Below are 23,405 nucleotides of genomic sequence, written 5' to 3' on the forward strand. Positions count from 1 at the left end.
AGGACAGCAGTCCCGTCAGTCGACCCGTTCGCCCTGGTAGGACCCGTCGTACAGCCCCTCGTGGTCCGCGGCGGCGAGGACCAGCTGGGCCACCCTCGCTCCCCGCTCCAGTTCGATGTCGTGGTGGACCTGGAGTAACCCTTCGCCGCGACCGGTGTAGCCGGCGTCCCAGACGGCGGTGTTGAGCATCGCCGAGTTACGCATCAACGAGGAGCGCGGGAGGATGAAGCCCACGTGCTCCTCGGGGATTGACACCGTCTCCGCGTACTGGAGGACGTAGCCCCCCGGGGTGAGGTAGTAGGTCTCGCGCTCGTCGTCGCGCTCGTCCAGATTGACGGTCTGTCGTTCCCCGATGGCGGTCCCGTCCCGGGAGATGTAGCCCGGTTCGCGCTGTTCGAGGATCCAGTCGAGCGTGAGGTCGACGCCGTTGGGCTGTATTTGTTGTTCGCCGACGCCGTCGAGGTGGTCGGCGACGAATGCCCCGCTTCTGAACATCGATTGATGGGCGGTGACCGACGGTCCTATGCGTTTTCATTCGAGGCGGATCCCGTATTGGATCGGTGTAGCCGGACGACGACGACCGTTCCTCGTGGGTCGCCGGTCCGGATCGATATCGACCCGTTCGACTGCTGGACGATCAGTCGGACGAGCCAGAGACCCAGTCCGGAACCGTGGTTGACGGGATCGACGTCGTCCGGTCCCCGGAGCGGTTCCGCTTCCGTTTCCGGAATGCCTGGGCCGTCGTCGGCGACCCGGACGCCGACGTTGTCGTCGTCCTCGTCGACTGTCACCGTGACCGTCGGATCCGGCCGATCGGCGTGTTCGATCGCATTTCGGACGAGTTCCTCCAGGGCGAATCGTAGGTGTGAAATTGCCGACACGGTGATCGGTTCGGTGCCGTTCAGCTCGATAGTGGCGTTCGGGTGGCTCCGACGAACGTCCGCGACGAGCGTTGCAAGCGCTGATCCGAGGTCGATTCGCTGGAGCTGGGTGTGCCCGTGCAGGATCGCCTCCATGCGTTGTGCCTCTCGGCTCAACCGGACGAGTGAGGACGCCTCCTCCTGGATGATATCGAGTGCGGGATAGCACCGTTCTATATCGGGCAGGGTGTCCGCGTAGCCGCTGATGATGTTGAGGGAGTTGCGGAGATTGTGGCGGAGGACGCGTTGGAGGACCGCCGTGTGGCGTGCCTGCTCGAGTCGCTGAATCTGGGCGCCCATCCACGCGGCGACGAATTGGACGAACGACCGGAGTTCCGTCGACGGCGACTCGCGATCGGGATCCACGTCGCCAAGACACAGCGTCCCGTAGAGGTTGCCGTCGACGCGAACCGGGACTCCGACGTACACCTCGAAGCCAAATGCCTGGTAAGCGGGGTCATCACGGCCCACGTCGTGACCGGCCCGGATAACGGTCAGTCCCGGTTCTCCAGCCACCGTGAACCGGCAGTACGAATTCGATAACGAGTCGGTTCGCCCTTCGTCGACCGCTTCGACCCCGAGTTCGTCGTTGACGACTCGGAACTGCTGTCGTCCATCGTCGATGTGTGCAAGGTAGGCGAGCGGGAATCCCGACCGATCGGTCAGGATCTCCAGGCCCCGCCGGATTCCCGATTCGAATCCGTACTCGGGGGAGGATTTGACGTCCACGAGTTCCATCGCAGCGCTCCAGTTCCCGTGGAGACGGGGACACTCTCGATCTTCGAGCGTGCGCTGTTCATCCATCGTCGTCCGTCGAGAACTGGTCGAGTGCGGTATCGATCCGCTGGATCATCGCGGACTCCTCCTCGTTCATCCCGGCGATCTGTTCGGCTTCCTCGGCGATCTCCGCGGCTTTCTCCGCGGACTGGTCGATCGTCGCCGCGATCTCCTCGGTGCTCGCGGCCTGGTCGTCGGCGGCGTCCGAGAGTTCTTCGACGCTGTTGGCGACCTCGGCGACGTCTGCTGCGATCGCTTCGAGGGTGTCCAACGAACCGGTGATCTGCTCGCGGCTTCGATCGAAGGTGTGGGTCATCGATTCGATGCTCTCGGTCGTCTCCGCCGACTGTCGTTGGATCTCGCCGATCCGCGATTCGATCTCCGCCGCGTTGTCCTGGGTCTGTTCGGCGAGCTGTTTGACTTCGTTCGCGACGACTTCGAACCCGCCACCGTCTTCGTCCACCCGCGCGGCTTCGATGTTCGCGTTCAGCGCCAGCAGGTTCGTCTGATCGGCGATGTCGTCGATGAGCTCGACGAACTCCCCGATCTCTCCGATCGCATCGTGGAGGGCGGCGATCTGCTGGTTGACGTCGTCGATCGACGTGGCGACGGCGTCCATCATCTCGAGCGCCTCCTCGGCGTCTCCCTGTCCCTCGCTCGCGCGCTCGGCGATCGTCGACACGCGGTCGTTGACGTCCTGGGTGCTCGCGGCGACTTCTTCGACCGTCGCGGAGAGCCCCGAGATCTCGTCGGCGACGGTCGAGATCTCGTGGGACTGTTCGTCCGACAGTTCGGAAATCTCTTGGGTGCTCTCCACGACCGCCGAGGAGACCTCGACGAGTTCGGCCACCGACGCCTCGATGTCCCCGACGACGTCCTGGATCGTCGCGACCAGGTCGTTCAGCGATTCGCCCATCTCCAGATAGTAGTCCTCCAGGTCGGCGACGTCCATCCTGGCGTCGAGGTCACCGTCCTGGATCCGTTCGGAGAGCCCTTCCGCGTCCGTGACGATACGCTTGATCTCCGTGTAATCCCGGAAGCTCTCGCTGATGGCGACGACGTTGCCCGAGTCGTCCTCGATTGGCTCGGCGATGACCTCTACCTGGTAGACCTCGCCGTCGTAGGCTTCTTTCGGGACTTCCACCGTGACGCTATCAGCGTCATCGTCGACGAGTTGCTTGAGCGTGCAATTTTCGGTGCCACAGACGTCGTCGTTCGAAAACTGGTCGTAGCAGTGGAGCCCCTGGTTGTTCATCGTCTCCGCGTCGATTCCACCCATCTCTTCCATCCGGGAGTTCTCCATCAGCACCTCGAAATCCGGACTGAGTACGCGCATCGGGATCCCGGCGGATTCGATCACCTTCTCGACGTTCTCTTCGAGGAATGCCCGGAGTTCGGCCTCCGAGTACTCGCCCTGGGTGCTGATCGACTGCGCGAGCGAGTCGCTGACCGACCCCGTACTCATCTGGAATCACCGTCCGAGCGCTCGAAATCGCCCGTCACTCGCTGGATCGTGCTCGTTCGATCACACATTATCGCCTGATGGGTACAGTTACCTTCAAAAGTTTTACCCATATCCCCACGCCAGTACAAGACTCTCGCCGCAGTCGGCGCTTCGTTCGCCTCCGATTTTCCCTCCGATACTCCAGGTCATCGGGCTGTATGACCCTCGATACCACGTCGTAGCTTCGTGGGGTTCGTCCGTGACCCTCTTGTCCGCCCCGACCGAAGACAGGACCGTGACGACCGTCTCTCCCGCGGACGCCATCGCGATCAGACAGGCGGCCCGTGCGGACATGCTGGAGATCCTCCGCGTCGAGCGAGCGGCGTTCGCCCACCCCTGGGGGACGGAGGCATTCGAGCAGTTCCTCGGCCAGCCGGGCTTTTTGGTCGCCGAGGCGCGAACCGACGACGACCTGCTCGACGCCGAGGTCGTCGGCCACGTCGTCGCGACTGGCGTCCGGGTGAACGGACAGCCGATGGGCCACGTGAAGGACCTCGCGGTGGCGCCCGACCGAGAGGGTGAGGGCATCGGGTCCGAACTGCTCGAAGGGGCGCTGTCGGTCCTCGAAGAGCACGGCCTCTTCACGGTTCGTCTCGAGGTCAGGGAGAGCAACGAACGAGCCATCGCACTCTACGAACGACACGACTTCTCCCCGGTACGGACCTATCCCGGCTACTACCCCGACGGCGAGGACGCGTTGATCCTCCACGCTCGCCGTGGACCGTGATACGTTTTACCGCGGCGCGCCTTCCTGACGGCATGGGATACGCCTGTCCGGTCTGCGAGGAACCACAGGTCGACGCCGAACACCTGGCGAACCACCTCGCGTTCACGGCCATGATTCACGGCGACGGCCACGAATCCTGGCTCGACGAGCGCGTCGAGGACTGGGGTGCGATGAACCCGGAGACGCTCGGACCGCTCGTCGCCGAGCACGCCGAGACGGTCGACGTCGACGCGCCCGAGCCGGAACACGATCACGGCACCCGTGGCTCGGCCGCCATCGAGCAACGGACGAACCTCGACGCCATGTCCGCCGACGACCGCGCGGTCCTGGAGGAGGCTCGCGAGTTGACCCGACAGATGCTCGAGGACTCCGAAAGCGAGTAGAACCCCCGACACCGACGACTGCATATGGAGACCCGGGGATTGCTGGACCCAGAGACGGCAGCGGCGGCCCGCGAGCAGTACGAGACGCTCGGTCCGGCCGCCCAGACCGTGACCAAGGAGGTCGCGAAGTCGATGGACTTCGACCGGGAGGAGTACCGGGAGCGCGTCACGACCGACGTCGTCGGTACCGCACGCGACGCCCTCTTCGCCTCGTTGCTCGAAGTCACCCTCGGCACGCGCGAGGAGTACGAGGCGTGGCTCGACGACCACCCCGACCTCGACGCCCACGAGGAGGGCAACGAGAACGTCGACCGCGTCGCCTGGCATCCGGTCCCCTTCGAGGGGGTCGTCGCCGCCGTGACCTATCAGCAGGAACCGGATGCGGCCGTCGGCACGCTCCAGCGCCAGGCATTCGGCCGGCACTACCGCACCCTTTTTAGCGACAACGGCGAGGGATAAGGCCATAGTACTCGACGGTCCATCGTCCAGCCATGACGGATACGGCGTGGTCGGTCCGCGAATCGGTGACCGAGTACGAGACCGGCTGGTACGACGGCGGGTACGACCTGGTCGAACAGCCCGACGGCTCCACCAAGCGCTACTACTGGGCCGATCTCCCGGCGGCGGTCGTGGTCGTGGCCATCGACGGCGACGAGGTCCTGTTCGTCGAGCAGTACCGACCGACGATCCGTGACCACTGTCTCGAACTGCCCGCGGGGATCGTCGAGGACGGCGAGGACTACGAGACCGCCGGCGCCCGCGAACTCCGCGAGGAGACGGGCTTTACGGCCGACTCGGTCACGCACCTCCAGACGGTCGACGTCGCGACGGGCGTGCTGCGACACGAGCGGGGCTACGTCGTCGCGACGGACCTGCGGCCCGGCGAGCGCGACCTGGACCGAAACGAGTTCCTCTCCGTCACGCGGGTTCCCAGGGCGGACGCCGTGGAGGTCGCCCGCACGGAGCCGGCGAACGACGCCACCCTCGAGGGTCTGCTCGTCGCCGCGACCGATGGCTACCTCTGAGTCGACGATTGGACCGTCCCGCGCGGGTCACGCGCCGACAGCGACCCCCGCGGTCGGGGTGCTTTAGTCCGCGGCCCACCGAGTGCGGCCATGGTCGAGGAGATCTCTCCCGGGGAGCTCGCGTCGCTACGCGAGTCGGGAGCGGACCTGCGGATCGTCGACATTCGAACGAAGCCGGCCTTCGACCGGGGCCACATCCCGGGCAGCGAGCACATGCCGATGCACTCGCTGAGCGAGTACGTCCCGGAGCTCGACGGGGCCGAGACCGTCGTTACGGTCTGTCCACACGGACAGGCCAGCAAGCAGGCAGTCCGCCTCATCGTCTCCTACGAAGGGATCGACGCCGAGACGCGCGTGGCCTCGCTCGAGGGTGGCCTGGAGGCGTGGGACGGCGACCTCGAGCCAAGCGAGTGACCGACGAGACGGTGATCGTGCGTCGCAATCGCGTCGGTGGAAAATCGGTCAGGCGACGTTGAACCCGCGATCGCGGAGGAAATCCTCCACGCGGCCGAGATGGTTCCCCTGGAGTTCGATCTCGCCGTCGTCGACGGTTCCTCCGCAGGCGAGTTTCGATTTCAGATCCGAGGACAGCGAACTCAGATCGACGTCGTCCGGATCGAACCCCTCGATGACGGTGACCTCTTTTCCGTAGCGGCGCTCGTCGATGCGGATCGTGATCTCCTGGGACTCTTTGGCGACGTCTTCACAGACGCAGAGTTCCTCGGGCAATCCGCACGTCGAGCAGACTTCCGACATTACGCCGAGTGCTACGAAAGCAATCTATTAAACACTGTCGCAACCCCGAATCGAGCGCCGTCGTCGCCCTCGCCGAGAGCGAGCCCCATCGCTGCGCTCGTCCCGCTGACAGTGGGTTTCGGGCCGCGCTCGCACGGTTCTGTCACAGTTCGCTCCAATTTTTACATTCCGGGCAGACGAGCGCCCCGTTCTGTCGCCACCGACGTTCCACGACCTCCCCGCACGTGGGGCACTCCTCCCCATCCGGCGTCCACTCACTCGTGGTGACGAGTGACGGAGGGTCCTCGCCTGCTACCCGCTCGTCGCTCACCTCGGTTTCACCGTCCTCGGCAGCATCTTCGGTCGCCCCCTCACCGTCCGTATCCTCGGTGGCCGCCCCTCTCGCGGCGAAAGCGTCGAGTCTCGCGTCCCGTGTCACGGACGCCGATTGCACCCCGGGGCTCATAATCGTCCCGGAGGGTCTAAGGTACCTCAGGAAACACTGTCAGGCATGGTCTGGATCATCGACAACCTGGTAGAGGTCGTGAGCCTCTTCATCGGCGTCGCCGGAAACGACCCCGTCGCGCCGCTCCTGCTGCTCGCTTCAGTCGGCGTCCTGACGGTCGCCCTGGGCGTGTTCGGTGTGTCAGCGGCCGGCGGTATCCTCTCGGTGCTCGCCGGTAACTAACGATTCTCCGCGACGCGGTCGAACGCGTCGGCGGCCAATTCGATAGCGGCCGCCCTGTCGGGGCCCAGCGGCGCGCCGACGACGATGCTATCCGCGTGTTCCAGGAGCGCCTCGAACCGATTCGCGACCGTCTCGACGCGACCGGCCACACTGAAGGCGTCGAGCATCGGGTCCGTCACGGCCTCGAAGGCCGCATCGAAGCGGCCGGCTTCGACGGCCTCGCCGATGGCCGTCGCCGCCTCCACCTCGATGCCGTGCCGATCGAGGACGCGTTCGTCCGCACCACCGGCGATGAAGGCGACCGGGGGACGCGCTGCTTCACGTGCCGCCGCCTCGTCTTCCGCGACGCTGACGCTCGCGTACACCGCGACGTCCGGGTCGGCGAGCGATGGATCGCGGTCGTCGGCGCCCTCCGCCACCCGATCGCTCGACCAGGCGACGTCCGTGGGGTGTGAGGCGTTGACCAGGACTCCATCGGCGTACTTGCCGGCCATCCGAAGCATGTGTGGGCCCTGGGCGCCGACGTAGACCGGGACGTCGCCCACGTCGTAGTTCAACCCGGCGTCCCGGACGGTGAACGTGCCGTCGTGGTCCACGCGCTCGCCAGCGAAGAGGCGCCGAGCGACTCGCATCGTCTCGAGGACCCGCCGGAGCGGTCGCTCTCGGTCGATCCCGAGGTTCCGCAGGGTCGACCGGTCGCCGGCGCCCACGCCGAAGACGGCCCGATCGTCGCTCGACTCGGCGAGCGTCGCGACCTGCGAGGTCAGTTTCACCGGGTGGGTCTCGTAGGGGTTCGCGACGCCGGGGCCGAGACGAACCCGGTCCGTCTCCGCGGCGAGGCGCGCCAGCGTCTGGAACGGGTCCCGGTTGTTGTAATGCGAGGAGACGAACACGGTGTCGAACCCCTCGCCCTCCGCGCGACGGCCGAGCTCGACCACCTCGTCGACGGGAATCTCGGGCGTCAGTTCAATGCCCTGCATACGACCACTCCTCGAGGGCCTGGCGGACGAAGTCGGTCTCCGGTTCTCGAAACAGCGTCGCCGACCCATCGAACCCGTCGAAATCGAATCCCCGCACGACGGCGACGGGATTCCCCCCGTCGCCCTCGCCCGTGACGAGGTTCGCGGTGGCGGCGAGTTCGTCGACGATGGCCTCGACCGTCGCTTCGAGTTCGCGACCGTCGCGGTCGGTCTCGCCCCGCCAATCGCGGGTCGCGGGCAGTCCCGACCAGCCGATGGCGACGCCACGTTGCCCGATCCGGAACGGTCGTCCCGAGGTATCGGTCACGACGACTGCGACCTCCGCATCGACGGCCTCGCGGAGTCGCGCAGCGCTCGCCTGGGGGTCTTCGGGCAGCAAAAGGAGTTCGGCACCGCCCGTGTTCGACCGGTCGATGCCCGCATTGACCCCGACGTGGCCGAACTGCGTCACGGCCAGGACGAACGGACTCGTCAGCAGGAGGTCCGCGGACTCCTCGAGTATCGCCTGGGCGAACCGCGGGTCCTTCTGTTCGTCGGTGGCGGCCGCGATTCCGTCGGCGATCTCGACGGCTCGCTCGCCCGGGTCGAAGTCGGCGAGGTCGGCCGTCCGCCCCTCCGCCTTCGAGACGATCGTGCTGGCGACGAGTACGACGTCGCCATCGGACAGGTCGGCGCGCTCGGCGAGGAGGGCGCCTAGGTCGTCACCCGGTCGTATCTCGGGGAGGTCCGGGACTGCGAAGGCCTGCATGCTCACCAGTTGTCGTCGGTCGCCTAAAAGGTCGACCGGTACCGGAGATGGGTGTCCCGGTGGTGGAGTGTCGGGGACGGACGTCGTCCTGCGACGATTGCTGGCGGTACCACCGTACGACCGGTTCCCACCACCCGCCCATCCCAAAGAAGCAAATCCTCCGCCCCAGTCAGTGTCCCCATGGACGAAACGCGGGTCGTCACGGTCTTCTTGCGGCACGAGGCCGACGTCCTCCTGTTCCGGCGAAGCGACGCCGTCGGCTCCTACTCCGGTCGCTGGGGCGCGGTCGCCGGCCACGCCGAGGGATCACCGGATGCGAAAGCGCTCGAAGAGATCGAAGAAGAGACGGGCCTCGAACCGGCCGAGGTCTCGTTCGTCCGCCGCGGCGAACGCTTCTCGGTCGAGGACGAGTCCCGCGGAACGCGCTGGATCGTCACCCCCTACCTGTTCGACGCGGCGCACCGCGACGTGGTTCCGAACGAGGAGACGACGGCGGTGGAGTGGGCGCCGCCGACGGCGATCTTGCGCCGCGAAACGGTGCCCGACCTGTGGGAATCCTACTGGCGCGTCGCCCCGACGGTCGAGACGGTTCGCGCCGACGACGAGCACGGGTCGGCGTACGTCTCGTTGCGGTCGCTGGAGGTCCTTCGCGATGCCGCCGCCCTCGGTGTCGAGGGGAGCGGGGCGGACTGGGACCACCTGGCGAAGACCGCGCAGGGCCTCCTGGACGCGCGGCCGACGATGGCGGCCGTCCGCAATCGGGTCAACCGCGTCATGGCCGTCGCGAGCGCCGACAGGTCCCCGGAGGCGGTCGAACGAGCGGCCGGCGATGCCATCGAGGCGGCGCTGGCCGCTGACCGGCGGGCCGCGGAGACGGCGTGTGAACACGTCGCGGGCGAACGCGTCGTCACGCTCTCCCGGTCGGGGACGGTCCTGGAGGCGTTCCGTGCCGGGGCTCCAGAGACGGTCACCGTCGCGGAATCTCGGCCGGGTGGGGAGGGCGTCTCGGTCGCCGAGGAACTCGCCGCGGCGGGCCACGAGGTCACGCTTACGACCGACGCCAATCTCCCGGGCGTGGTCGACGATGCGACCCTGTGTCTGTTCGGCGCCGATACCGTCCTCCCGGACGGCGCGGTCGTGAACAAGGTCGGGAGCCGAGCGCTCGCACTGGCGGCCAGGGATTCCGGGGTCCCCTGTCTCGCCGTCTGTTCGAGCGACAAGATCGCTCCCGACGAGCGCGTCGGTATCGAGCCCGCGGATCCAGCGACCCTGTACGAGGGAGACGCCCCCGTGACCGTGGCGAATCCTACCTTCGAACGCGTTCCGGAGCGATTGCTCGATGGCGTCGTGACCGAGGCGGGCGTCCTCGATGCCGGCCAGATCGAGTCGATGGCGACCGTCCACGCCGCTCGCTCGCGATGGTCGCTCGATGCCCCGTCCGAGGAGTAACCCATTTGGCGACCGGGCGGGTAGACTCGACGGGGCGACGGTGACGAAGCGTTACCCCCACCGAGCCCCGTGTGACGAGGGATTTTCCCCGAGTCGCCCCATCTTCCGCTGCCACAATCTTCAATCGGGAGCGCTGAGTACGGGGCGCCATGGCTCCCGACATCGAGCACCTGGGCATCCACGAGAGCGTCTCTGCGGTCTTCCCACCCGAAGTACTGATGCAGGACCTCGCCGATACCGGCCCGACCGTCTCCGTCGTCGGTGACGACGAGATCGCAGACCTCGAGGCGGTGGTCACCTTCGCCCATCTCGACGCGTACGTCGAGCACCTCGACTGGATCCACTCGATCCAGGCGGGCTACGACCGCTTCCCGCTCGACGACCTCCGCGAGAACGACGTACTCTTGACGAACAGTACCGGCATCCACGGCGAGGCGGTCGGCGAGACCGTGGTGGGGCTCATGGCATCCATCGCGCGGCGTCTGTTCACTTACGTCGAAGCGCAGTCCGACAACGAGTGGGATGCACCGCCCTGGGACGAGCCATTCACCCTCTTCGGCGAGGCGGTCTGTGTGGTCGGCCTGGGGACCCTCGGGCAAGGGGTCGCCCAGCGAGCGGCCGGCTTCGACATGGACGTCACCGGCGTCCGGCGGACGCCGACCCGGGTCTCCCACGTTCCAGAGGTCTACACGCCGAGCGAACTCCACGAGGCCATCGAGGACGCCCGGTTCGTCGTCCTGACCGTCCCCCTCACGGATGCGACGGCGGGCATGTTCGGCCCCGAGGAGTTCGAGGCGATGCGCGAGGACGCCTATCTGGTCAACGTCGCCCGCGGGTCGGTCGTCCAGGAGGACGCCCTCGTCGAGGCACTCGAGGCGGGGAACATAGCGGGTGCCGCACTCGACGTCTTCGAGGAGGAGCCGCTTCCCCGCGAGTCGCCGCTCTGGGACATGGACGAGGTGCTCGTCACCCCACACGTCGCCGCCCGGAAGCGTGGGTACTACGAGGACATCGCTCGCCTCGTCCGGGAGAATCTCCGACTGATCGGCGCGGACGAGGGCCCGGTCAACCGTATAGTCTGATCCGGATTCCGATCACTCGACCGGATCGCTCGGTGGTTCAGTCGTCCGCCCGTCGGGATCCGTCTCCGTCGGTTCCGTCTCCCCAGTTTCCACGGTCTCCGCCTCGGGTTCGGTTCCTTCGGCGACTGCTGCGGATCGGTCCGTGAGTTCTCGGATGACCTGCACCCGACGATAGGGGACGAACAGGCGGTCCTGCTCGCGTTCGATCCAGATGCCGGTGTCGTAGTACATGATATCGGCCGTGTGAACCGGCGAGGTGAGGTCGAGGGGCAATCCCTCGGTGTCGAGGTACACCTCGTAGGTCGGCAGGGATTCTGACATCGGTATCGCCGCCTAACTGTTGGCATTCCAACAGCATAACCCTGGCCCCGTCGGGCGTCGGGTCAGTCCGAGAAGAACTTCTTCAGGTCGTCCCGCTTCGCGGCGTCGAGGTGGTCGTTGACGGCCGCCTCGAGGGACGTGATCTGGCCACGTTTGGCGGTCATGGGAGCGATGGTGTCACGCCACTGGGTCCAGGGTGGGAGCAGGCCGAAGCGGTCCGCGATCTCGTTCAGGCGCTCGTCGCGGTCGTCGACCTTGTCCATCTTGTTGACGGCGATCACCGGCGGGATGTCCAGGTCCCTGAGCAGGTAGTAGAACTCTACGTCGTGGGGGATCTCGTCCTCCCCGGAGTGACGATCGATGATGTCCACCGCGCTCTTCCCGTCGAGAACGATCACGCCGACGAGGATGTTCTCGGCGTACCGCTCCAGGTATCGGACGACGTCGGTCTTGATCTGCTCGCGGCGCTCCTCCGGAACGCCCGACATGAACCCGAAGCCCGGGAGGTCGGTGATGACGAAGTCCTCGCTCGCCCAGTCGTAGTGATTGGGCTCGCGGGTCACCCCTGGTTTCCGACCCGCGTCGAACGAGTGGCCCGTCAACTCCCGCATGAGCGTGGACTTGCCGACGTTCGACCTGCCGACGAGGACCACCTCCGCCTCGCGGTCCGGGCGCGTCTCGAACATACCGGTCGTATCCGCCCAGCGACTTTACGGGTTTCGCGACGGTTCGACCCACTCTGCAGACGAGGGTTCAAATAGCATGGCCGGCCCACCCCGGACCGTGACGTGACCGAGACGGCGGGTCGCCCGAGCGAAATCGGCGACACAGCGACCCGTCGCCGCCGTTAGTGTCGTCTGTTCGCCAGTGACGCCGAGCGCTCCGCCATGCCCCCTCGCGCCTGAACGTTTTTGGGGTCGTGCTGTGAACGGACAGGAGTGCGACTCCTCCAAGTCACGATCCCCACCGGCAAACGGGAGACGGTGTTACGGGTGCTGGAGGACTACGAGATCGACTACGTCGTCACCGAGGAGACGAGCCACCGCGGCTACACCGCCATCGTCTACTTCCCGCTTCCCTCGGCGGCCGTCCAGGACGTCCTCGACGACCTCCAGGACGCCGGGCTCTCCGACGAAGCGTACACGGTCGTCATGGCTGCCGAGACGGTCGTCTCCCGGAAATTCGACAAGTTACAGAAACGGTACGAGGAGGACGAAGACAACGGCGAGCAGGTCGCCCGCGAGGAGCTTCGAGCTACCGCCGAGGACCTCGTCCGGTCGGTGCCGACCTACGTCATCCTCACGGTGGTCAGTGCGGTCATCGCGACGGTGGGCCTCCTTCTCGACTCGCCGGCGGTCGTCGTCGGCTCGATGGTCATCGCGCCACTCATCGGCCCGGCAATGTCCGCCAGCGTCGGTACCGTCGTGGACGATGCAGACCTCGTCGACCGCGGCATCAAACTACAGGTGCTGGGCCTCGTGCTGGCTGTGGTCGCCGCCGCCCTCTTCGCCCTGTTCATCAGGGTCACCTCGCTGGTGCCGCCGGGCCTCGACCCCACCACCATCGGGCAGGTCGAGGCGCGTTTGGCCCCCGACTTCCTCTCGCTGGTCGTCGCCCTCGGTGCGGGTGTCGCGGGAGCGATGAGTCTAACCGCCGGCGTTTCCTCGGCGCTCGTCGGCGTCATGATCGCCGTGGCGTTGATCCCGCCGGCCGCGACGATGGGCATCGGCATCGCGTATGGGCTCCCGGTCGTCGCGCTCTCCTCGGGGGTCTTGACCCTCGTCAACGTCCTCTCCATCAATCTGGCGGCGCTGATCGTCTTCTGGTACGCTGGCTACCGGCCGCACAACTTCCTCCGCCGGGAGGAGGCGTATTCCAAGACGGTCAAACGAGTGGGGGTCCTCGTCGCCGCCATCGCCATCCTGTCGCTGTTTCTCGGTGCGGTCACCTACGACTCGGTCTCGAGTGCCGAAATCGAGCGCCAGATCCACGCCGACATCGACGCGGTGCTCGACGAACCAGCGTTCGAGGAGGTTGTGTTGCTCGACGTCTCGGTTCGCCAGACCGAGCGGGTCATCTTTAGCGAACCCGAGCGCGTAACTGTGACGGTCGGCGTTCCCCCGGGGATGGACCCGCCCGACCTCGCCGACCGACTCGACGACCGGATCGATCGCTCCCTCGAACACGACGTGACCGTCGAGGTCAGGATCGTCCGGACGGTCGTCTCGCAGTGACCGGCTTATCCGTCGAAGGGCAGTTCCGGTTCGTATCCGATGGCCTCGACGAGTGCGTCGAGCACGGCATCGATGCCGTCGCCCGTTTTCTCGCCGTCCGCGTGCTCGGGGATGGTCATGGACAGGTCGGCGTCCACCGCCGTCGAGAGGTCGGCCTTGTTGCAGACGGTCAGGACGGGGACGTCGAATCGCGCCGTGAGTTCCTCGTGGAGCGCCTGCTGATCGGTCAGTTCGTAGCCGCAGGTCTCACTCGCGTCGTAGACGTAGAGCACCACGTCTGCGAGGTGGGTGAGCGCACTCACCGCCTGCGATTCGATGTCGTTGCGGTCCTCGGCGGGGCGGTCGAGGAGCCCCGGCGTGTCGACGAGCTGGTATCGGACGTGGTCGCGTTCCACGTGGCCGATACGGACGCCCTTCGTCGTGAACGGGTAGGCGGCCGTCTCGTTGCGCGCGTTCGTGAGGGCGTTGACGAACGCCGTCTTCCCCACGTTTGGATAGCCGGCCACCACGATGGTCGGCTGATCGGGGCGGATATCGGGGAGGGTCTTGAGCGCGTCGCGGGCCTCGGAGATGACGGCCAGGTCGTCTTCGACCTGGTTCAGCACCGAGCCCATCCGGGCGAACCCCTGTTTACGAATCTTGATGGCGTGGTCGGTGTCGCCGCGGGGCAACTTCCGCATGTACTCCCGGCCGAGGTCGTGGGTCTTCCGGCTCGCCCAGCTCACCTGGGAGAGGTGCTGGCGCAACGCGTCGACGTCGACGATGGCGTCCGCGAGCTCGTAATAAAAGGGGTCGACGGTCTCGAAGTCGGGCCAGGCGGTCACGACGTTCTCCAGGTTGTCCGAGAGGATGTTCGAGGCGGTCTGGAGCATCGACTCCTGGGCCTCGACGCCGTGTTTGGCACGACCGGCGCGGGCCGCTCGCGAGAAGGCCTTATCGAGGAGTTCCTCCGACGTCGGGGTCGTCGGGAGGCCTTCGAATATCATGGACTCGGGTAGGAGACCACGACGGAAAAGCGCACGTATCTCCGCTCGTCGCCCGGCGTCGGTCGGTCATCGCCGGGTTTCGAGCTCGGCGAGGAGGTCCTCCAGGCTCATGTCGTGCATCGAGAGCAGGACGAGCAGGTGGTAGACCAGGTCGGCGGATTCGTGGGCGAGTTCGTCACGCTCGCCGTCTTTGGCGGCCAGCACGACCTCGGTCGTCTCCTCGCCCAGTTTCTCCAGGACGGCGTTCTGTCCCTTCTCGTGGTCGAACAACGAGGCGGTGTAGGAGCTCTCCGGAAGCGTTTCCTTGCGCTCCTCGATCACGGCGAATAGTTCTTCGAGGATATCGCTCATTGCCCCACGACCTCCCTGATGTCCTCCAGGTCCTCGAAGTCCGCTCTGTCGCGACGCGCGTCCTCGAAGACCGCCTCGGCGACCTCGATGCGGGCGCCCGTTCGCGCAGCGAGTGCGAGCGAATCGCTCGGTCGGGCGTCGACGACCACGTCTTCGCGTGGCGTATTGAGATGAAGATCGGCGATAAAGGTCCCATCACGGACTTCGTTCACGACGATCCGGTCGACCCGCCCGCCGAGTTCCTCGACGATGTCGAGGGTCAGGTCGTGCGTGAGGGGGCGACCGATGTCCGCGGCGTCCAAGCCACGGGCGATGCTCACTGCCTCCTCGAATCCGATGAAAATCGGCAGCACGTCGTCGGCGTCCCCGACGTCGAGCAGGACGACCGGCGTCGGTCCGTCCGGCGTGCCCGCCACCCGGACGGCGTCGATGGTCGCGTTCATACGTAGGCGTCGGGCCCGCACTTCAAAAGGTTGCCTTGTCGGCGTCGGATCGAACCTACACGGTGATGGTGAGCAGCCGCACCAGGATGCCGAAGAAGACGCCGAAACCCAGGATCGTCTTCGGGTCGATCTTGATGGTGTTCTGGTTCTCGGCGTCGAAATAGCGGACGAGGCCCGCACTCGACATCAGCCCACCGGAGTTCTGACCGGAGCTCATGAGTACCTCTCGCTCACGCTCGCGCGTAAACCTTTCGACGTCCCGACCGCCGTCCCGGGGACTGGGTGACGGCGGGGCGTGCCGATACGTGAGGAAACTCTTATGCGCGGGCCGTAACTATCGCCAGTAGACTAATGACGGACGTTACCCTCATGGATTTCCACGCCGACTGGTGCGGCCCGTGTAAGACCCAGGATCCGATCATCGAGGAACTGGAGGAGGACTACGGAGACGCGGTGACCTTCGAGTACGTCGACGTCGACGAGGAACCCGACGTCGCCAACGAGTACCAGGTCCGCTCGATTCCGACGATCATCGTCAAGAACGAAGAGCAACTCGTCGACCGCTTCGTCGGTGTGACACAGCGCGATACGCTCGAGGACGCACTCGAGAAGGCCGGCGCCTGATCTCCGCACCCGTCTTACTGGAATTTTACTCCCACGTCGTGGAGGTCGTCGTTGAACGCTCCGAGGTTGACTAGCAGTGGCGTGATGCCCTCGACCTCGGGCGCGTTCGCCAGCCCACCGCCGTCCAGCGGACGGAGTCCGTCGATGCCCGCGGTCAGCTGGGATATCTGTTCTTTGGCGTCCAGGTCGTCCCCGACGAGTACCGTGTCCAGGTCGATCTCGAGGTCGAGGTTGGCCAACCGGTCGGCCGAGAGGTTGTGATAGGCCCCGACGACGGGGACGTCGTCTGGCGCGACGGCCTCGACGAGCTGGGTGACACTCCCCACGTCCGGCGGGTTGTAGTGGAGTCCCGCTTCGTCCCGTGACATGCCCACCGCGGGGGAGACGAGGATGGTGTCCTCGAGGACGTCGGCGACGGTCTCGACCAGGTCGGCGACGTGGTACGGGGGGACCGCCAGGACGACGACGTCGCCCCGGTCGGCCGCCATCTCGTTGGCGAAGCCGGTCACCTTCCGGTCGACGTCGCGACTGGCGAGTTCGGTCTCGTACTCTTCGGCCTTGGTCCGTGCGCGCTCGGGGTCTCGGGATCCGATCACGACCTCGTGGTGAGTGTCGTACGCCCATCGTAGTGCGAGGCCGCCACCGATGTCGCCGGTGCCGCCGAGCAGGGAGATTCGCATACGCCGAACCTGCGTCGGCGGCGAAATAAGCGTTGTTACCCTGCGACGTGTTGCCCGTCGTCGGTGCCTGGTCCTCGATGTCCGCGGATCAGTCCAGGGCCAGGAGTGCCGGCAAATCGTTCACCGAGTCGACGACGGCGTCGGCGCCGGCCTCCTCGTACTTCCGACGGCCGGCCTCGCCGGTCAGTCCGCCGGTCAGCACGCCCACGCCGTAGTAGGTCCGGTCCGGGTCGGCCTCGTTCGCGTTCGTCGCCGTCCGGACGTCGTCCAGCGTGTCGCCGACGAACGCGACTCGCTGGGCGTCACACCGCTCTGCGAGGGTAACGAGCGCCCGCGGGTGCGGTTTTCCCGCCTCCCAGTCGTCCATCGTGAACCGCAAATCGGGGGGAACGTCGAGGCCGACGCGGTCGAGCGCCAGCAGCGCCTCCGCCTCGGGCCGACCGGTCAAGACGGCGACGGGGAACGCCTCGGTGAGCACATCGATGGTCGCCGCCTCGACCAGGACGGGTTCGTCGTCGATGTAGCCCCGCGTTTCCATCGTCGCCGGTTCGCCTTCGATCTCCTCGTATCGATCGCTTCCCAGGTAGAACTGCTGGAAGACCTCGCGCAGGCGGTCTGGGTCCCACTGTCCGAGGACGCGCTCGGCGGCCCCCGCTTCGAGTTCCTCACGGACGACGGTCTTCGCCCCGTCCAATCCGCCACCGGCGTCGGCGATGGCACTGGTGAACTCCTCGAGGTCGAGGGAGAGTCCCGCTCGCCGGGCGAGCACGAAGAGCGTGGCGGCGTCCGTCAACGTCCAGTCGTTGTTGAAGCCGCCGGCGTCCTTGAACGCCTGGACCCCGGCCTTCGGGATGGTCTCGCCGTAGACGGTCTCGACGCTCTCGACGATGGTCCGGCGATAGGAGTCCGCGACGTCCACGAGCACCCCGTCGACGTCGAGGACGACGGCATCGACCTGCATACCAGAAGAAACGCCCAGACTGGTCTAATCAGTTGTGGCTCGCGACGAACAGCGTGCCCTCGGCCACGGACCGCGGCTCGGCGGGGACGAGCGCGGGGTCCCCGCCCAGCGTCGTGAACAGCAGGTCCGCCTCGACCGTCCTCGCCACCCGCCAGACGTGTCGCTGGAGTTCCGGGGGGAGTCGCAGGGCGTAGATGGCGTCGGCGTCCTCGTAGTCTTCAGTGTCGGGTGCGGTGACGTCGTCGAGGACGAAGGTGACCCCCGCGGGGACGTCCCGCTGGACGACGTCGGTCGCGAGGACGGTGACACCCCGCCCGGCGAGATCGCGGGCGACGTCGGTTCGGTTCCCGATGCCGACCTCCACGACGCGCTCGTAGTCGGCGAGCACGTCGACGGTGGCTGGCGGGTCTGCTGGTTCCACGGCGGGATGTTTATTGCCGACGGGAAGTAAGTGCTGCTCATGCGGATCGACATCGTCCCCGTCGGGGACGTCGCACCTCGCGTCAAGCGGGAGGCGTCGACGGCCATTCGCTCCGTCTACGAGGGTGACGTGACGGTCGTGGATGCCCAGCCGGTCCCCGAATCGGCGTACGACGCCGGGCGCGACCAGTACCTCGCAGAGGAGTTCATCGAAGTGGCCTCCTCGGCGGGACGGGGGGAGAAATCCGTCGCCATCACGCCGAAGGATCTCTACTACCGTCGCCGCAACTACGTCTTCGGGCTCGCCTACCTCGACGGTCGCAGCTGTGTCGTCTCGACGTATCGGTTGCAGACGTCCTCCGACGGTGGTTTCTCCGACCGCTCGGCGAGCGACGTCTTCGCGGACCGCGTCCGCAAGGAGGTCGTCCACGAGGTGGGCCACACCCTGGGCCTCGAACACTGCGATAACAACCGCTGTGCGATGAACTTCTCGCCGACCGTGCGGGAGGTCGACCGCAAAGAACAGCACCTGTGTGGCACCTGCCAGCGCCGCGTCTTCTGACGGCCCCCTCGGACCTGTCCAGCAATGGCGGCCGTCACTCCACGGGCAATGGATGATTCCAGACCATAGCCGATGGGCCGTCGGCGAGTGTCCCACCTGGCACCTGGGAATTAAGGGGCCTTCCGCCTTCTACTATCACGGATAACGATGACAAACCACCATACGACGGGTGATGGCGGGTCCATCGAGTCCCGTCTCACCGAGCAGGAGTACTTCCGACCACCGCCGGAGTTCGTCGGGCAGGCGAACGTCACTGACTCGTCCATCTACGACCGGTTCGAGGAGAACTGGCCGGCGGCGTACGAGGAGTTCGCCGAGTTACTGGACTGGGCCGAACGCTGGGACCAGGTCCTCGACGACTCGAACCCGCCCTTCTACGAGTGGTTCACCGGTGGGAAACTGAACGCGTCGTACCAGGCGGTGGACCGTCATCTCCCGGAGCGAAAGGACCAGACGGCCATCCTCTGGGAGGGAGAACACGGCACCACCGAGCGCATCGCCTACCAGGACCTCTATCGACGGGTCAACGAAATGGCCGCCGTCTTCCGGGAGGTGGGGGTCGCCGAGGACGACATCGTCACGATGCACATGCCGATGGTGCCGGGCCTCCCCATCTCGATGCTGGCCGCGGCCCGCATCGGTGCACCGCACTCCGAGGTGTTCGCCGGCTTCTCCGCGCAGGCGCTCGCCGACCGCATCGACGACGCCGGATCGGACGTCGTCGTCACCATCGATGGCTACTACCGTCGCGGCGAGTTCCTCGACCACAAGGAGAAGGCCGACAAGGCGCTCGAACTCGCCGAGTCGGACCCCGAGACGGTCCTGTTGTTCACGCGCGAGGACGAACTCCACGAGGACGTCTCCATCGACAGCGACGACCCGTACGTCCTGGTCGACGAGGTCCTCCAGGACAAGCAGGGTGTCTCGGTCGAACCGGTCGCTCGTGACGCCGAGGACCCGCTATTTTTGATGTACACGTCCGGGACGACGGGACAGCCGAAGGGAACCCAGCATCGGACCGGGGGGTACATGGCCTACGTCACGGCCACCTCGAAGTACGTCCTCGACATCGAACCGGCGGACACCTACTGGTGTTCGGCCGACATCGGGTGGATCACGGGCCACTCCTACATCGTCTACGGGCCGCTCTCGCTCGGCACGACGACCGTGATGTACGAAGGGGCGCCGGACTTCCCGCACAAGGGTCGTCTCTGGGAGATGGCCGAGAAGTACGACGTCGACATCTTCCACACCTCGCCGACCGCCGTGCGGATGTTCATGAAGTGGGGCGAGGAGATCCCCCGGCAGTACGACTTCGACTTCCGCCATCTGACCACCGTCGGCGAGCCGATCCAGCCGGAGGCCTGGCTCTGGTACTACGAACACATCGGCGGGGGCGACGCGGTCATCGTCGACACCTGGTGGCAGACCGAGACCGGTGGTCATCTCATCACCAACCTCCCGGCGTTGAAAGACATGAAACCCGGTAGTGCGGGGTTCGCGGTACCGGGTATCGAACCGGCCATCCTCGACGACCAGGGCAACGAGATCGACCCGGCGACCGGACAGGCCGGCAATCTCGTCATCACGAAGCCCTGGCCCGGGATGCTCCAGACGGTCTACGGGAACGACGAGCGGTTCATCGACGAGTACTGGCGTGCCTTCTCCGATACGTCCAGTGACGACCCCGAGGACTGGGTCTACAGGGCTGGCGACGGTGCCGTCCACGAGCGCGATGGCTACTGGCGGATCCTCGGGCGCCTCGACGACGTGATGAACGTCGCCGGACACCGCCTGGGGACGATGGAACTGGAGAGCGCCGTCGCCGAGGTGAGCGACGTGGCGGAGGCGGCCGTCGCCGGCCGCGACGACCCGGAGAAGGGGACCGTTCCGGACATCTACGTGACGCTCCGCGAAGGCGTCGACCCTGGCGAGGACGTCCGGGATCGCGTCGTCGGTGCCATCGAAGCAGAGATCGGGACGTTCGCTCGTCCGGCCAACGTCTGGTTCGTCGACGAACTACCCAAGACCCGCTCGGGGAAGATCATGCGTCGCCTCCTGGAGGACATCTCGAACGACGAACAGCTCGGGAACACGACCACGCTGCGCGACCCGAGCGTCCCCGAGGATATCCGCCGACAGGTCCAGGACTGATTCGGCACTGCCCACGACCGTCCTGGCACCGTCGAGCAGCGGGCGCCGTCCCCTGCTCAGTGCTGGACGCTCTCGATGAGCGTATACTGATTCGACTCCTCGTCCGTGAGTCTACGCGGATACCCACCGACCGTGACGATGAAATCTCCTGCGTGCTGGAAGCGGGCGAGAAGGAGGTAGATTGGAACGTCCTGGTTCTGGACGGTCGTCGTCGCCTCGTAGCGGTCGACGGTGACGGTCTTTCCGAGCGTCTGTACTTCCGTCGAACTCATACTCTCGCCGACAGACATCCCGTCGTATCTGGAGGCCAGCTGCCGGAGGAGTTCTCTGTTCGACATTTCGCCGACGGGATTGACGGTCCGGCCCGCGAACTCGATCTGTGGGGTGGTGAACACCGCGAACATCGCCGCTCGTATCGAACCCAGCGGCCCGAAGTCGACGTCCTTCTCGTAGGCTCTGAGATGGTTGGTGACCGAAACCTCCCGGGTCTGTCCCGCAACGGTGAACTCCTCGTTCACCGACGGCGACTCCTCGGTCACCAGCTCGTAGCCCGTCGATTCGAGTGCCGATTCCCCAACGGATGCCGGTTCAGCCGTAAATTCCAGCGGTTCGTCGCCAGTGAGGACGCCGACACAGCCGGCGGTCGCGGTCAGCCCTGCGGCGACGCCACCGAGCATCGCCCGTCGAGTGAGCATTGTCATCGGGGTATGCAAGGAACCCAGGGGTGATTAATCGTCGCGTTCGTTCACCCGGATTCAGCCGAATGAGGGACCTATTACGGCGAATTCCGCCCACTATCGCCGGCCGAGCCCCACGGCGGTCAGCCGGTGTAGTAGTACTCGCCGTCGCGTTTCTGTTGGCGATCAAGCTGGCTCCCCGGCTTGTTGATCCGGGGCCGACCGAGGCGTTCGTCGCGACGGAAGGTGACGTCGAGGTTCGCCAGGAACTCGTTCATCCCGGAGCGCATCGACTGCGGTCGGCTGGCGTGCCCGTGGGCGGCGGGTTCGCCGTCGAAGACCAGCAGCCGGTCGGCGAGCAGGTCGACGACGTAGATGTCGTGGTCGATGACCATGACGGTGGTCTCGTGGTTCTCGGCGTACCGGCGGATGGCGCGGGTCGCGAGCACCCGCTGTTCGACGTCGAGATGCGCGGACGGTTCGTCGAGGAGATAGAGGTCCGCGTCGCGGGAGAGCGTTGCGGCGATGGCGACGCGCTGGCGTTCCCCGCCGGAGAGGTCGGTGAGCAACTGGTCCATGATGCGCTCCAACTGGAGGGGCTGGGCGATCTCGGTGTTCCAGTACGACGTCCCGAAGTCGTCGGCGATCCGGTTGAGGAAGCCGGCCACCGGGACGTGTTCGTCGGCCTCGACGTACTGTGGTTTGTAGGCGATCTCGAGGTCCATCCCGAGTTCGCCGCCGTCGGGTTCGAGCTGGCCCGCGAGCAACTTCGCGAAGGTGGACTTCCCGATGCCGTTCGGCCCGACGATGCCCAGAACCTCGTTGCGATGGACCGCGCCGCCGTCGACGGTCAGGGAGAACTCCCCCTCGCCGTAGGACTTCGACATGTCCGGGTACTCGACGAGGACGTCGGCGTTCTCGATGGGGCGCGGCGCGTGCGCCTCGAACTGGATGGCCTCGGGACGGATGCGCATGTTCTCCGCGGTGAGGTATCCCTCGAGGTACTCGTTGATACCGACCCTGACCGACTTCGGCGGCGTGACGACGCCGAAGACCGAGGGCTGCCCGTAGCCGACGTGCAGCGAGTCGGCGAGCAGGTCGAGGATGGCGAGGTCGTGTTCGACGACGAGCATCGCGCGATCCTCCTCGACGGCCAGTTCGCGGATGAGACGGGCGGCGGTGACTCGCTGACTGATGTCCAGGTAGGGGGTCACCTCGTCGAGGAAGTAGAAGTCCGCGTCCCTGGCCAACGCGGCCGCCAGGGCGACTCGCTGGAGTTCCCCACCCGACAGGTTCTCGATGGCCTGGTCCATCACCGGATCGATGCCGAGTCGCGTGACGATGTCCTCGAGGGCGCCCCGTTCGTCGGTACTGGCCAGCAGCTCGCGGGTCGTGCCGTCGAACTGGGCGGGGATCTGGTCGACGTACTGCGGTTTGCGGGCGACCGTGATGTCGCCGTCGCGGACGCCCTCGAGGTAGTCCTGGAGTTCGGTCCCGCGGTACTCGTCGATGACCTCCTCCCAGGAGGGCGGGTCGGCGTGCTGGCCCAGGTTGGGGACCATCTCGCCCGCGAGGGCGTGGACCGCGGTCGACTTCCCGATGCCGTTCGGCCCCAGAAAGCCCGTGACCTTGCCAGTCTCGGGGATCGGTAGCCCGTAGAGCGCGAAGGAGTTGTCGCCGTAGCGATGGGTCGGGTCCTCCTCGAGTTCCTGGGGCAGGTTGATGATCTCGATGGCGTCGAAGGGGCACTTCTCGACGCAGATGCCACAGGTCTCGCCCAGGCAGATCTCCTCGGAGATGCGAACCTGGTCGGGTTCGCCCTCGAAGGGTTCCTCGTCCTCGTAGTGTTCATCGCGAGTGACGATGCAGTCCTTGCCGGTGCGATTCGGGGGACAGAAGTTCACGCACTCGTAGTTACACCGGTCGGGCTGACAGCGGTCCAGGTCGACTACGGCGATGCTGTCGTCGGCCATC

The 23,405-nt window shown here is 66.2% G+C and carries 30 protein-coding genes; 12 read left to right on the plus strand and 18 right to left on the minus strand.

The window, feature by feature from the left end; all coding sequences use genetic code 11:
* Positions 1-15: 15 nt before the first annotated feature.
* The 3 genes from HSRCO_RS02915 to HSRCO_RS02925 are packed head-to-tail and all read right to left on the minus strand — an operon-like array spanning position 16 to position 3,162.
* Complete coding sequence (locus tag HSRCO_RS02915; protein ID WP_259519766.1) at positions 16-525, minus strand: deoxyuridine 5'-triphosphate nucleotidohydrolase; 510 nt, start codon at positions 523-525, stop codon at positions 16-18.
* Entirely contained in the window at positions 522-1,724 is a 1,203-nt protein-coding gene (locus HSRCO_RS02920; protein ID WP_259518904.1) for a GAF domain-containing sensor histidine kinase, read from the minus strand. The genes HSRCO_RS02915 and HSRCO_RS02920 overlap by 4 nt, the downstream gene beginning before the upstream one ends.
* Positions 1,717-3,162, minus strand: coding sequence for a methyl-accepting chemotaxis protein (locus HSRCO_RS02925; RefSeq protein ID WP_259518905.1), 1,446 nt, complete (start codon positions 3,160-3,162; stop codon positions 1,717-1,719). Before HSRCO_RS02925 ends, HSRCO_RS02920 begins: the two co-directional genes overlap by 8 nt.
* A gap of 238 nt (positions 3,163-3,400) precedes the next feature.
* On the opposite strand from HSRCO_RS02925, the gene HSRCO_RS02930 reads away from it, so the two are divergent.
* The 5 genes from HSRCO_RS02930 to HSRCO_RS02950 all read left to right on the plus strand — a co-directional run bounded on the left by HSRCO_RS02930 (position 3,401) and on the right by HSRCO_RS02950 (position 5,750).
* On the plus strand, positions 3,401-3,928 hold the full coding sequence (locus HSRCO_RS02930; RefSeq protein WP_259518906.1) for a GNAT family N-acetyltransferase: 528 nt from the start codon (positions 3,401-3,403) through the stop codon (positions 3,926-3,928).
* Positions 3,929-3,960: 32 nt separating this feature from the next.
* Entirely contained in the window at positions 3,961-4,311 is a 351-nt protein-coding gene (locus tag HSRCO_RS02935; protein ID WP_259518907.1) for a DUF5810 domain-containing protein, read from the plus strand.
* A 24-nt stretch (positions 4,312-4,335) separates the two neighbouring features.
* Positions 4,336-4,770, plus strand: a complete 435-nt coding sequence (locus HSRCO_RS02940) for a DUF5809 family protein (RefSeq protein WP_259518908.1) — start codon at positions 4,336-4,338, stop codon at positions 4,768-4,770.
* 32 nt (positions 4,771-4,802) lie between these two features.
* The gene (locus tag HSRCO_RS02945) at positions 4,803-5,336 is read left to right on the plus strand and encodes an NUDIX hydrolase (protein WP_259518909.1); all 534 of its coding nucleotides are present in this window, start codon (positions 4,803-4,805) and stop codon (positions 5,334-5,336) included.
* A gap of 90 nt (positions 5,337-5,426) precedes the next feature.
* Positions 5,427-5,750, plus strand: coding sequence for a rhodanese-like domain-containing protein (locus tag HSRCO_RS02950; protein ID WP_259518910.1), 324 nt, complete (start codon positions 5,427-5,429; stop codon positions 5,748-5,750).
* Between the two features lie 48 nt (positions 5,751-5,798).
* On the opposite strand, the gene yciH is transcribed toward HSRCO_RS02950, so the two are convergent.
* A complete protein-coding gene (yciH, locus tag HSRCO_RS02955; protein WP_259518911.1) occupies positions 5,799-6,092 on the minus strand; it encodes a stress response translation initiation inhibitor YciH in 294 nt (97 codons plus the stop codon).
* Positions 6,093-6,234: 142 nt separating this feature from the next.
* A complete protein-coding gene (locus tag HSRCO_RS02960; protein ID WP_259518912.1) occupies positions 6,235-6,510 on the minus strand; it encodes a hypothetical protein in 276 nt (91 codons plus the stop codon).
* A 72-nt stretch (positions 6,511-6,582) separates the two neighbouring features.
* Here HSRCO_RS02960 and HSRCO_RS02965 point away from each other — a divergent pair, with 72 nt between their 5' ends.
* Positions 6,583-6,759, plus strand: coding sequence for a hypothetical protein (locus HSRCO_RS02965; protein ID WP_259518913.1), 177 nt, complete (start codon positions 6,583-6,585; stop codon positions 6,757-6,759).
* Here the strand turns inward: HSRCO_RS02965 and HSRCO_RS02970 are convergent.
* Positions 6,756-7,739, minus strand: coding sequence for a 5,10-methylenetetrahydromethanopterin reductase (locus HSRCO_RS02970; protein WP_259518914.1), 984 nt, complete (start codon positions 7,737-7,739; stop codon positions 6,756-6,758). The two genes, HSRCO_RS02965 and HSRCO_RS02970, sit on opposite strands and share 4 nt — an antisense overlap.
* Positions 7,726-8,487, minus strand: a complete 762-nt coding sequence (locus HSRCO_RS02975) for a coenzyme F420-0:L-glutamate ligase (protein ID WP_259518915.1) — start codon at positions 8,485-8,487, stop codon at positions 7,726-7,728. The genes HSRCO_RS02970 and HSRCO_RS02975 overlap by 14 nt, the downstream gene beginning before the upstream one ends.
* A 180-nt stretch (positions 8,488-8,667) precedes the next feature.
* On the opposite strand from HSRCO_RS02975, the gene HSRCO_RS02980 reads away from it, so the two are divergent.
* Positions 8,668-9,936 (plus strand): NUDIX domain-containing protein, encoded by a 1,269-nt coding sequence (locus HSRCO_RS02980; RefSeq protein WP_259518916.1) that lies wholly within the window; start codon positions 8,668-8,670, stop codon positions 9,934-9,936.
* A gap of 149 nt (positions 9,937-10,085) precedes the next feature.
* Entirely contained in the window at positions 10,086-11,018 is a 933-nt protein-coding gene (gene ddh, locus HSRCO_RS02985; protein ID WP_259518917.1) for a D-2-hydroxyacid dehydrogenase, read from the plus strand.
* 12 nt (positions 11,019-11,030) lie between these two features.
* Here the strand turns inward: ddh and HSRCO_RS02990 are convergent, their stop codons facing one another.
* Together HSRCO_RS02990 and engB are read right to left on the minus strand one after the other, a co-directional pair.
* A complete protein-coding gene (locus tag HSRCO_RS02990; protein WP_259518918.1) occupies positions 11,031-11,339 on the minus strand; it encodes a hypothetical protein in 309 nt (102 codons plus the stop codon).
* Positions 11,340-11,401: 62 nt separating this feature from the next.
* Positions 11,402-12,025 carry a GTP-binding protein EngB gene (gene engB / locus HSRCO_RS02995; RefSeq protein ID WP_259518919.1) on the minus strand — a complete coding sequence of 208 codons (624 nt, stop codon included), beginning with the start codon at positions 12,023-12,025 and terminating at the stop codon, positions 11,402-11,404.
* 252 nt (positions 12,026-12,277) lie between these two features.
* On the opposite strand from engB, the gene HSRCO_RS03000 reads away from it, so the two are divergent.
* On the plus strand, positions 12,278-13,573 hold the full coding sequence (locus tag HSRCO_RS03000) for a TIGR00341 family protein (protein WP_259518920.1): 1,296 nt from the start codon (positions 12,278-12,280) through the stop codon (positions 13,571-13,573).
* 5 nt (positions 13,574-13,578) lie between these two features.
* Here the strand turns inward: HSRCO_RS03000 and HSRCO_RS03005 are convergent, their stop codons facing one another.
* From HSRCO_RS03005 to HSRCO_RS03020, 4 genes are all read right to left on the minus strand, one after another.
* Positions 13,579-14,559 (minus strand): NOG1 family protein, encoded by a 981-nt coding sequence (locus HSRCO_RS03005; RefSeq protein ID WP_259518921.1) that lies wholly within the window; start codon positions 14,557-14,559, stop codon positions 13,579-13,581.
* 66 nt (positions 14,560-14,625) lie between these two features.
* Positions 14,626-14,910 carry a phosphoribosyl-ATP diphosphatase gene (locus HSRCO_RS03010; protein WP_259518922.1) on the minus strand — a complete coding sequence of 95 codons (285 nt, stop codon included), beginning with the start codon at positions 14,908-14,910 and terminating at the stop codon, positions 14,626-14,628.
* A complete protein-coding gene (locus HSRCO_RS03015; protein WP_259518923.1) occupies positions 14,907-15,353 on the minus strand; it encodes a bifunctional nuclease family protein in 447 nt (148 codons plus the stop codon). The genes HSRCO_RS03010 and HSRCO_RS03015 overlap by 4 nt, the downstream gene beginning before the upstream one ends.
* A 55-nt stretch (positions 15,354-15,408) precedes the next feature.
* Positions 15,409-15,570 carry a preprotein translocase subunit Sec61beta gene (locus HSRCO_RS03020; RefSeq protein ID WP_259518924.1) on the minus strand — a complete coding sequence of 54 codons (162 nt, stop codon included), beginning with the start codon at positions 15,568-15,570 and terminating at the stop codon, positions 15,409-15,411.
* Between the two features lie 134 nt (positions 15,571-15,704).
* Between HSRCO_RS03020 and trxA the strand changes: the two genes are divergently transcribed.
* On the plus strand, positions 15,705-15,977 hold the full coding sequence (gene trxA, locus HSRCO_RS03025) for a thioredoxin (protein ID WP_259518925.1): 273 nt from the start codon (positions 15,705-15,707) through the stop codon (positions 15,975-15,977).
* Between the two features lie 14 nt (positions 15,978-15,991).
* Here the strand turns inward: trxA and npdG are convergent, their stop codons facing one another.
* The 3 genes from npdG to HSRCO_RS03040 form a co-directional block, all read right to left on the minus strand.
* Positions 15,992-16,657 (minus strand): NADPH-dependent F420 reductase, encoded by a 666-nt coding sequence (gene npdG / locus HSRCO_RS03030; RefSeq protein ID WP_259518926.1) that lies wholly within the window; start codon positions 16,655-16,657, stop codon positions 15,992-15,994.
* 88 nt (positions 16,658-16,745) lie between these two features.
* On the minus strand, positions 16,746-17,618 hold the full coding sequence (locus HSRCO_RS03035; protein WP_259518927.1) for a TIGR01548 family HAD-type hydrolase: 873 nt from the start codon (positions 17,616-17,618) through the stop codon (positions 16,746-16,748).
* A 28-nt stretch (positions 17,619-17,646) separates the two neighbouring features.
* Positions 17,647-18,039: a UPF0146 family protein gene (locus HSRCO_RS03040; RefSeq protein ID WP_259518929.1), complete on the minus strand. Its 393-nt coding sequence runs from the start codon at positions 18,037-18,039 to the stop codon at positions 17,647-17,649.
* 39 nt (positions 18,040-18,078) lie between these two features.
* On the opposite strand from HSRCO_RS03040, the gene HSRCO_RS03045 reads away from it, so the two are divergent.
* Complete coding sequence (locus HSRCO_RS03045) at positions 18,079-18,600, plus strand: archaemetzincin family Zn-dependent metalloprotease (RefSeq protein WP_259518930.1); 522 nt, start codon at positions 18,079-18,081, stop codon at positions 18,598-18,600.
* 147 nt (positions 18,601-18,747) lie between these two features.
* Positions 18,748-20,754 (plus strand): acetate--CoA ligase, encoded by a 2,007-nt coding sequence (gene acs, locus HSRCO_RS03050; RefSeq protein WP_259518931.1) that lies wholly within the window; start codon positions 18,748-18,750, stop codon positions 20,752-20,754.
* A gap of 56 nt (positions 20,755-20,810) precedes the next feature.
* Here acs and HSRCO_RS03055 read toward each other — a convergent pair whose 3' ends face one another.
* The gene (locus HSRCO_RS03055) at positions 20,811-21,455 is read right to left on the minus strand and encodes a DUF6517 family protein (RefSeq protein ID WP_259518932.1); all 645 of its coding nucleotides are present in this window, start codon (positions 21,453-21,455) and stop codon (positions 20,811-20,813) included.
* A 119-nt stretch (positions 21,456-21,574) separates the two neighbouring features.
* Positions 21,575-23,404 (minus strand): ribosome biogenesis/translation initiation ATPase RLI, encoded by a 1,830-nt coding sequence (locus HSRCO_RS03060; protein ID WP_259518933.1) that lies wholly within the window; start codon positions 23,402-23,404, stop codon positions 21,575-21,577.
* Position 23,405 lies beyond the last annotated feature (1 nt).

Source organism: Halanaeroarchaeum sp. HSR-CO (genome assembly GCF_024972755.1).
Lineage (GTDB): Archaea > Halobacteriota > Halobacteria > Halobacteriales > Halobacteriaceae > Halanaeroarchaeum.

Excerpts from the sequence above, each read along its gene's own strand:
- acs (WP_259518931.1), top strand. The coding sequence starts at position 18,748 with ATGACAAACCACCATACGACGGGTGATGGCGGGTCCATCGAGTCCCGT.
- HSRCO_RS03055 (WP_259518932.1), bottom strand. The coding sequence starts at position 21,455 with ATGACAATGCTCACTCGACGGGCGATGCTCGGTGGCGTCGCCGCAGGG.
- HSRCO_RS02980 (WP_259518916.1), top strand. The coding sequence starts at position 8,668 with ATGGACGAAACGCGGGTCGTCACGGTCTTCTTGCGGCACGAGGCCGAC.
- HSRCO_RS02945 (WP_259518909.1), top strand. The coding sequence starts at position 4,803 with ATGACGGATACGGCGTGGTCGGTCCGCGAATCGGTGACCGAGTACGAG.
- HSRCO_RS02975 (WP_259518915.1), bottom strand. The coding sequence starts at position 8,487 with ATGCAGGCCTTCGCAGTCCCGGACCTCCCCGAGATACGACCGGGTGAC.
- HSRCO_RS02940 (WP_259518908.1), top strand. The coding sequence starts at position 4,336 with ATGGAGACCCGGGGATTGCTGGACCCAGAGACGGCAGCGGCGGCCCGC.
- HSRCO_RS03060 (WP_259518933.1), bottom strand. The coding sequence starts at position 23,404 with ATGGCCGACGACAGCATCGCCGTAGTCGACCTGGACCGCTGTCAGCCC.
- HSRCO_RS03005 (WP_259518921.1), bottom strand. The coding sequence starts at position 14,559 with ATGATATTCGAAGGCCTCCCGACGACCCCGACGTCGGAGGAACTCCTC.
- yciH (WP_259518911.1), bottom strand. The coding sequence starts at position 6,092 with ATGTCGGAAGTCTGCTCGACGTGCGGATTGCCCGAGGAACTCTGCGTC.
- HSRCO_RS02970 (WP_259518914.1), bottom strand. The coding sequence starts at position 7,739 with ATGCAGGGCATTGAACTGACGCCCGAGATTCCCGTCGACGAGGTGGTC.
- npdG (WP_259518926.1), bottom strand. The coding sequence starts at position 16,657 with ATGCGAATCTCCCTGCTCGGCGGCACCGGCGACATCGGTGGCGGCCTC.
- HSRCO_RS02920 (WP_259518904.1), bottom strand. The coding sequence starts at position 1,724 with ATGGATGAACAGCGCACGCTCGAAGATCGAGAGTGTCCCCGTCTCCAC.
- ddh (WP_259518917.1), top strand. The coding sequence starts at position 10,086 with ATGGCTCCCGACATCGAGCACCTGGGCATCCACGAGAGCGTCTCTGCG.
- HSRCO_RS02950 (WP_259518910.1), top strand. The coding sequence starts at position 5,427 with ATGGTCGAGGAGATCTCTCCCGGGGAGCTCGCGTCGCTACGCGAGTCG.
- HSRCO_RS03015 (WP_259518923.1), bottom strand. The coding sequence starts at position 15,353 with ATGAACGCGACCATCGACGCCGTCCGGGTGGCGGGCACGCCGGACGGA.
- HSRCO_RS03020 (WP_259518924.1), bottom strand. The coding sequence starts at position 15,570 with ATGAGCTCCGGTCAGAACTCCGGTGGGCTGATGTCGAGTGCGGGCCTC.
- HSRCO_RS02925 (WP_259518905.1), bottom strand. The coding sequence starts at position 3,162 with ATGAGTACGGGGTCGGTCAGCGACTCGCTCGCGCAGTCGATCAGCACC.
- HSRCO_RS03035 (WP_259518927.1), bottom strand. The coding sequence starts at position 17,618 with ATGCAGGTCGATGCCGTCGTCCTCGACGTCGACGGGGTGCTCGTGGAC.
- HSRCO_RS03010 (WP_259518922.1), bottom strand. The coding sequence starts at position 14,910 with ATGAGCGATATCCTCGAAGAACTATTCGCCGTGATCGAGGAGCGCAAG.
- HSRCO_RS03045 (WP_259518930.1), top strand. The coding sequence starts at position 18,079 with ATGCGGATCGACATCGTCCCCGTCGGGGACGTCGCACCTCGCGTCAAG.
- HSRCO_RS02965 (WP_259518913.1), top strand. The coding sequence starts at position 6,583 with ATGGTCTGGATCATCGACAACCTGGTAGAGGTCGTGAGCCTCTTCATC.
- trxA (WP_259518925.1), top strand. The coding sequence starts at position 15,705 with ATGACGGACGTTACCCTCATGGATTTCCACGCCGACTGGTGCGGCCCG.
- engB (WP_259518919.1), bottom strand. The coding sequence starts at position 12,025 with ATGTTCGAGACGCGCCCGGACCGCGAGGCGGAGGTGGTCCTCGTCGGC.
- HSRCO_RS02935 (WP_259518907.1), top strand. The coding sequence starts at position 3,961 with ATGGGATACGCCTGTCCGGTCTGCGAGGAACCACAGGTCGACGCCGAA.
- HSRCO_RS02990 (WP_259518918.1), bottom strand. The coding sequence starts at position 11,339 with ATGTCAGAATCCCTGCCGACCTACGAGGTGTACCTCGACACCGAGGGA.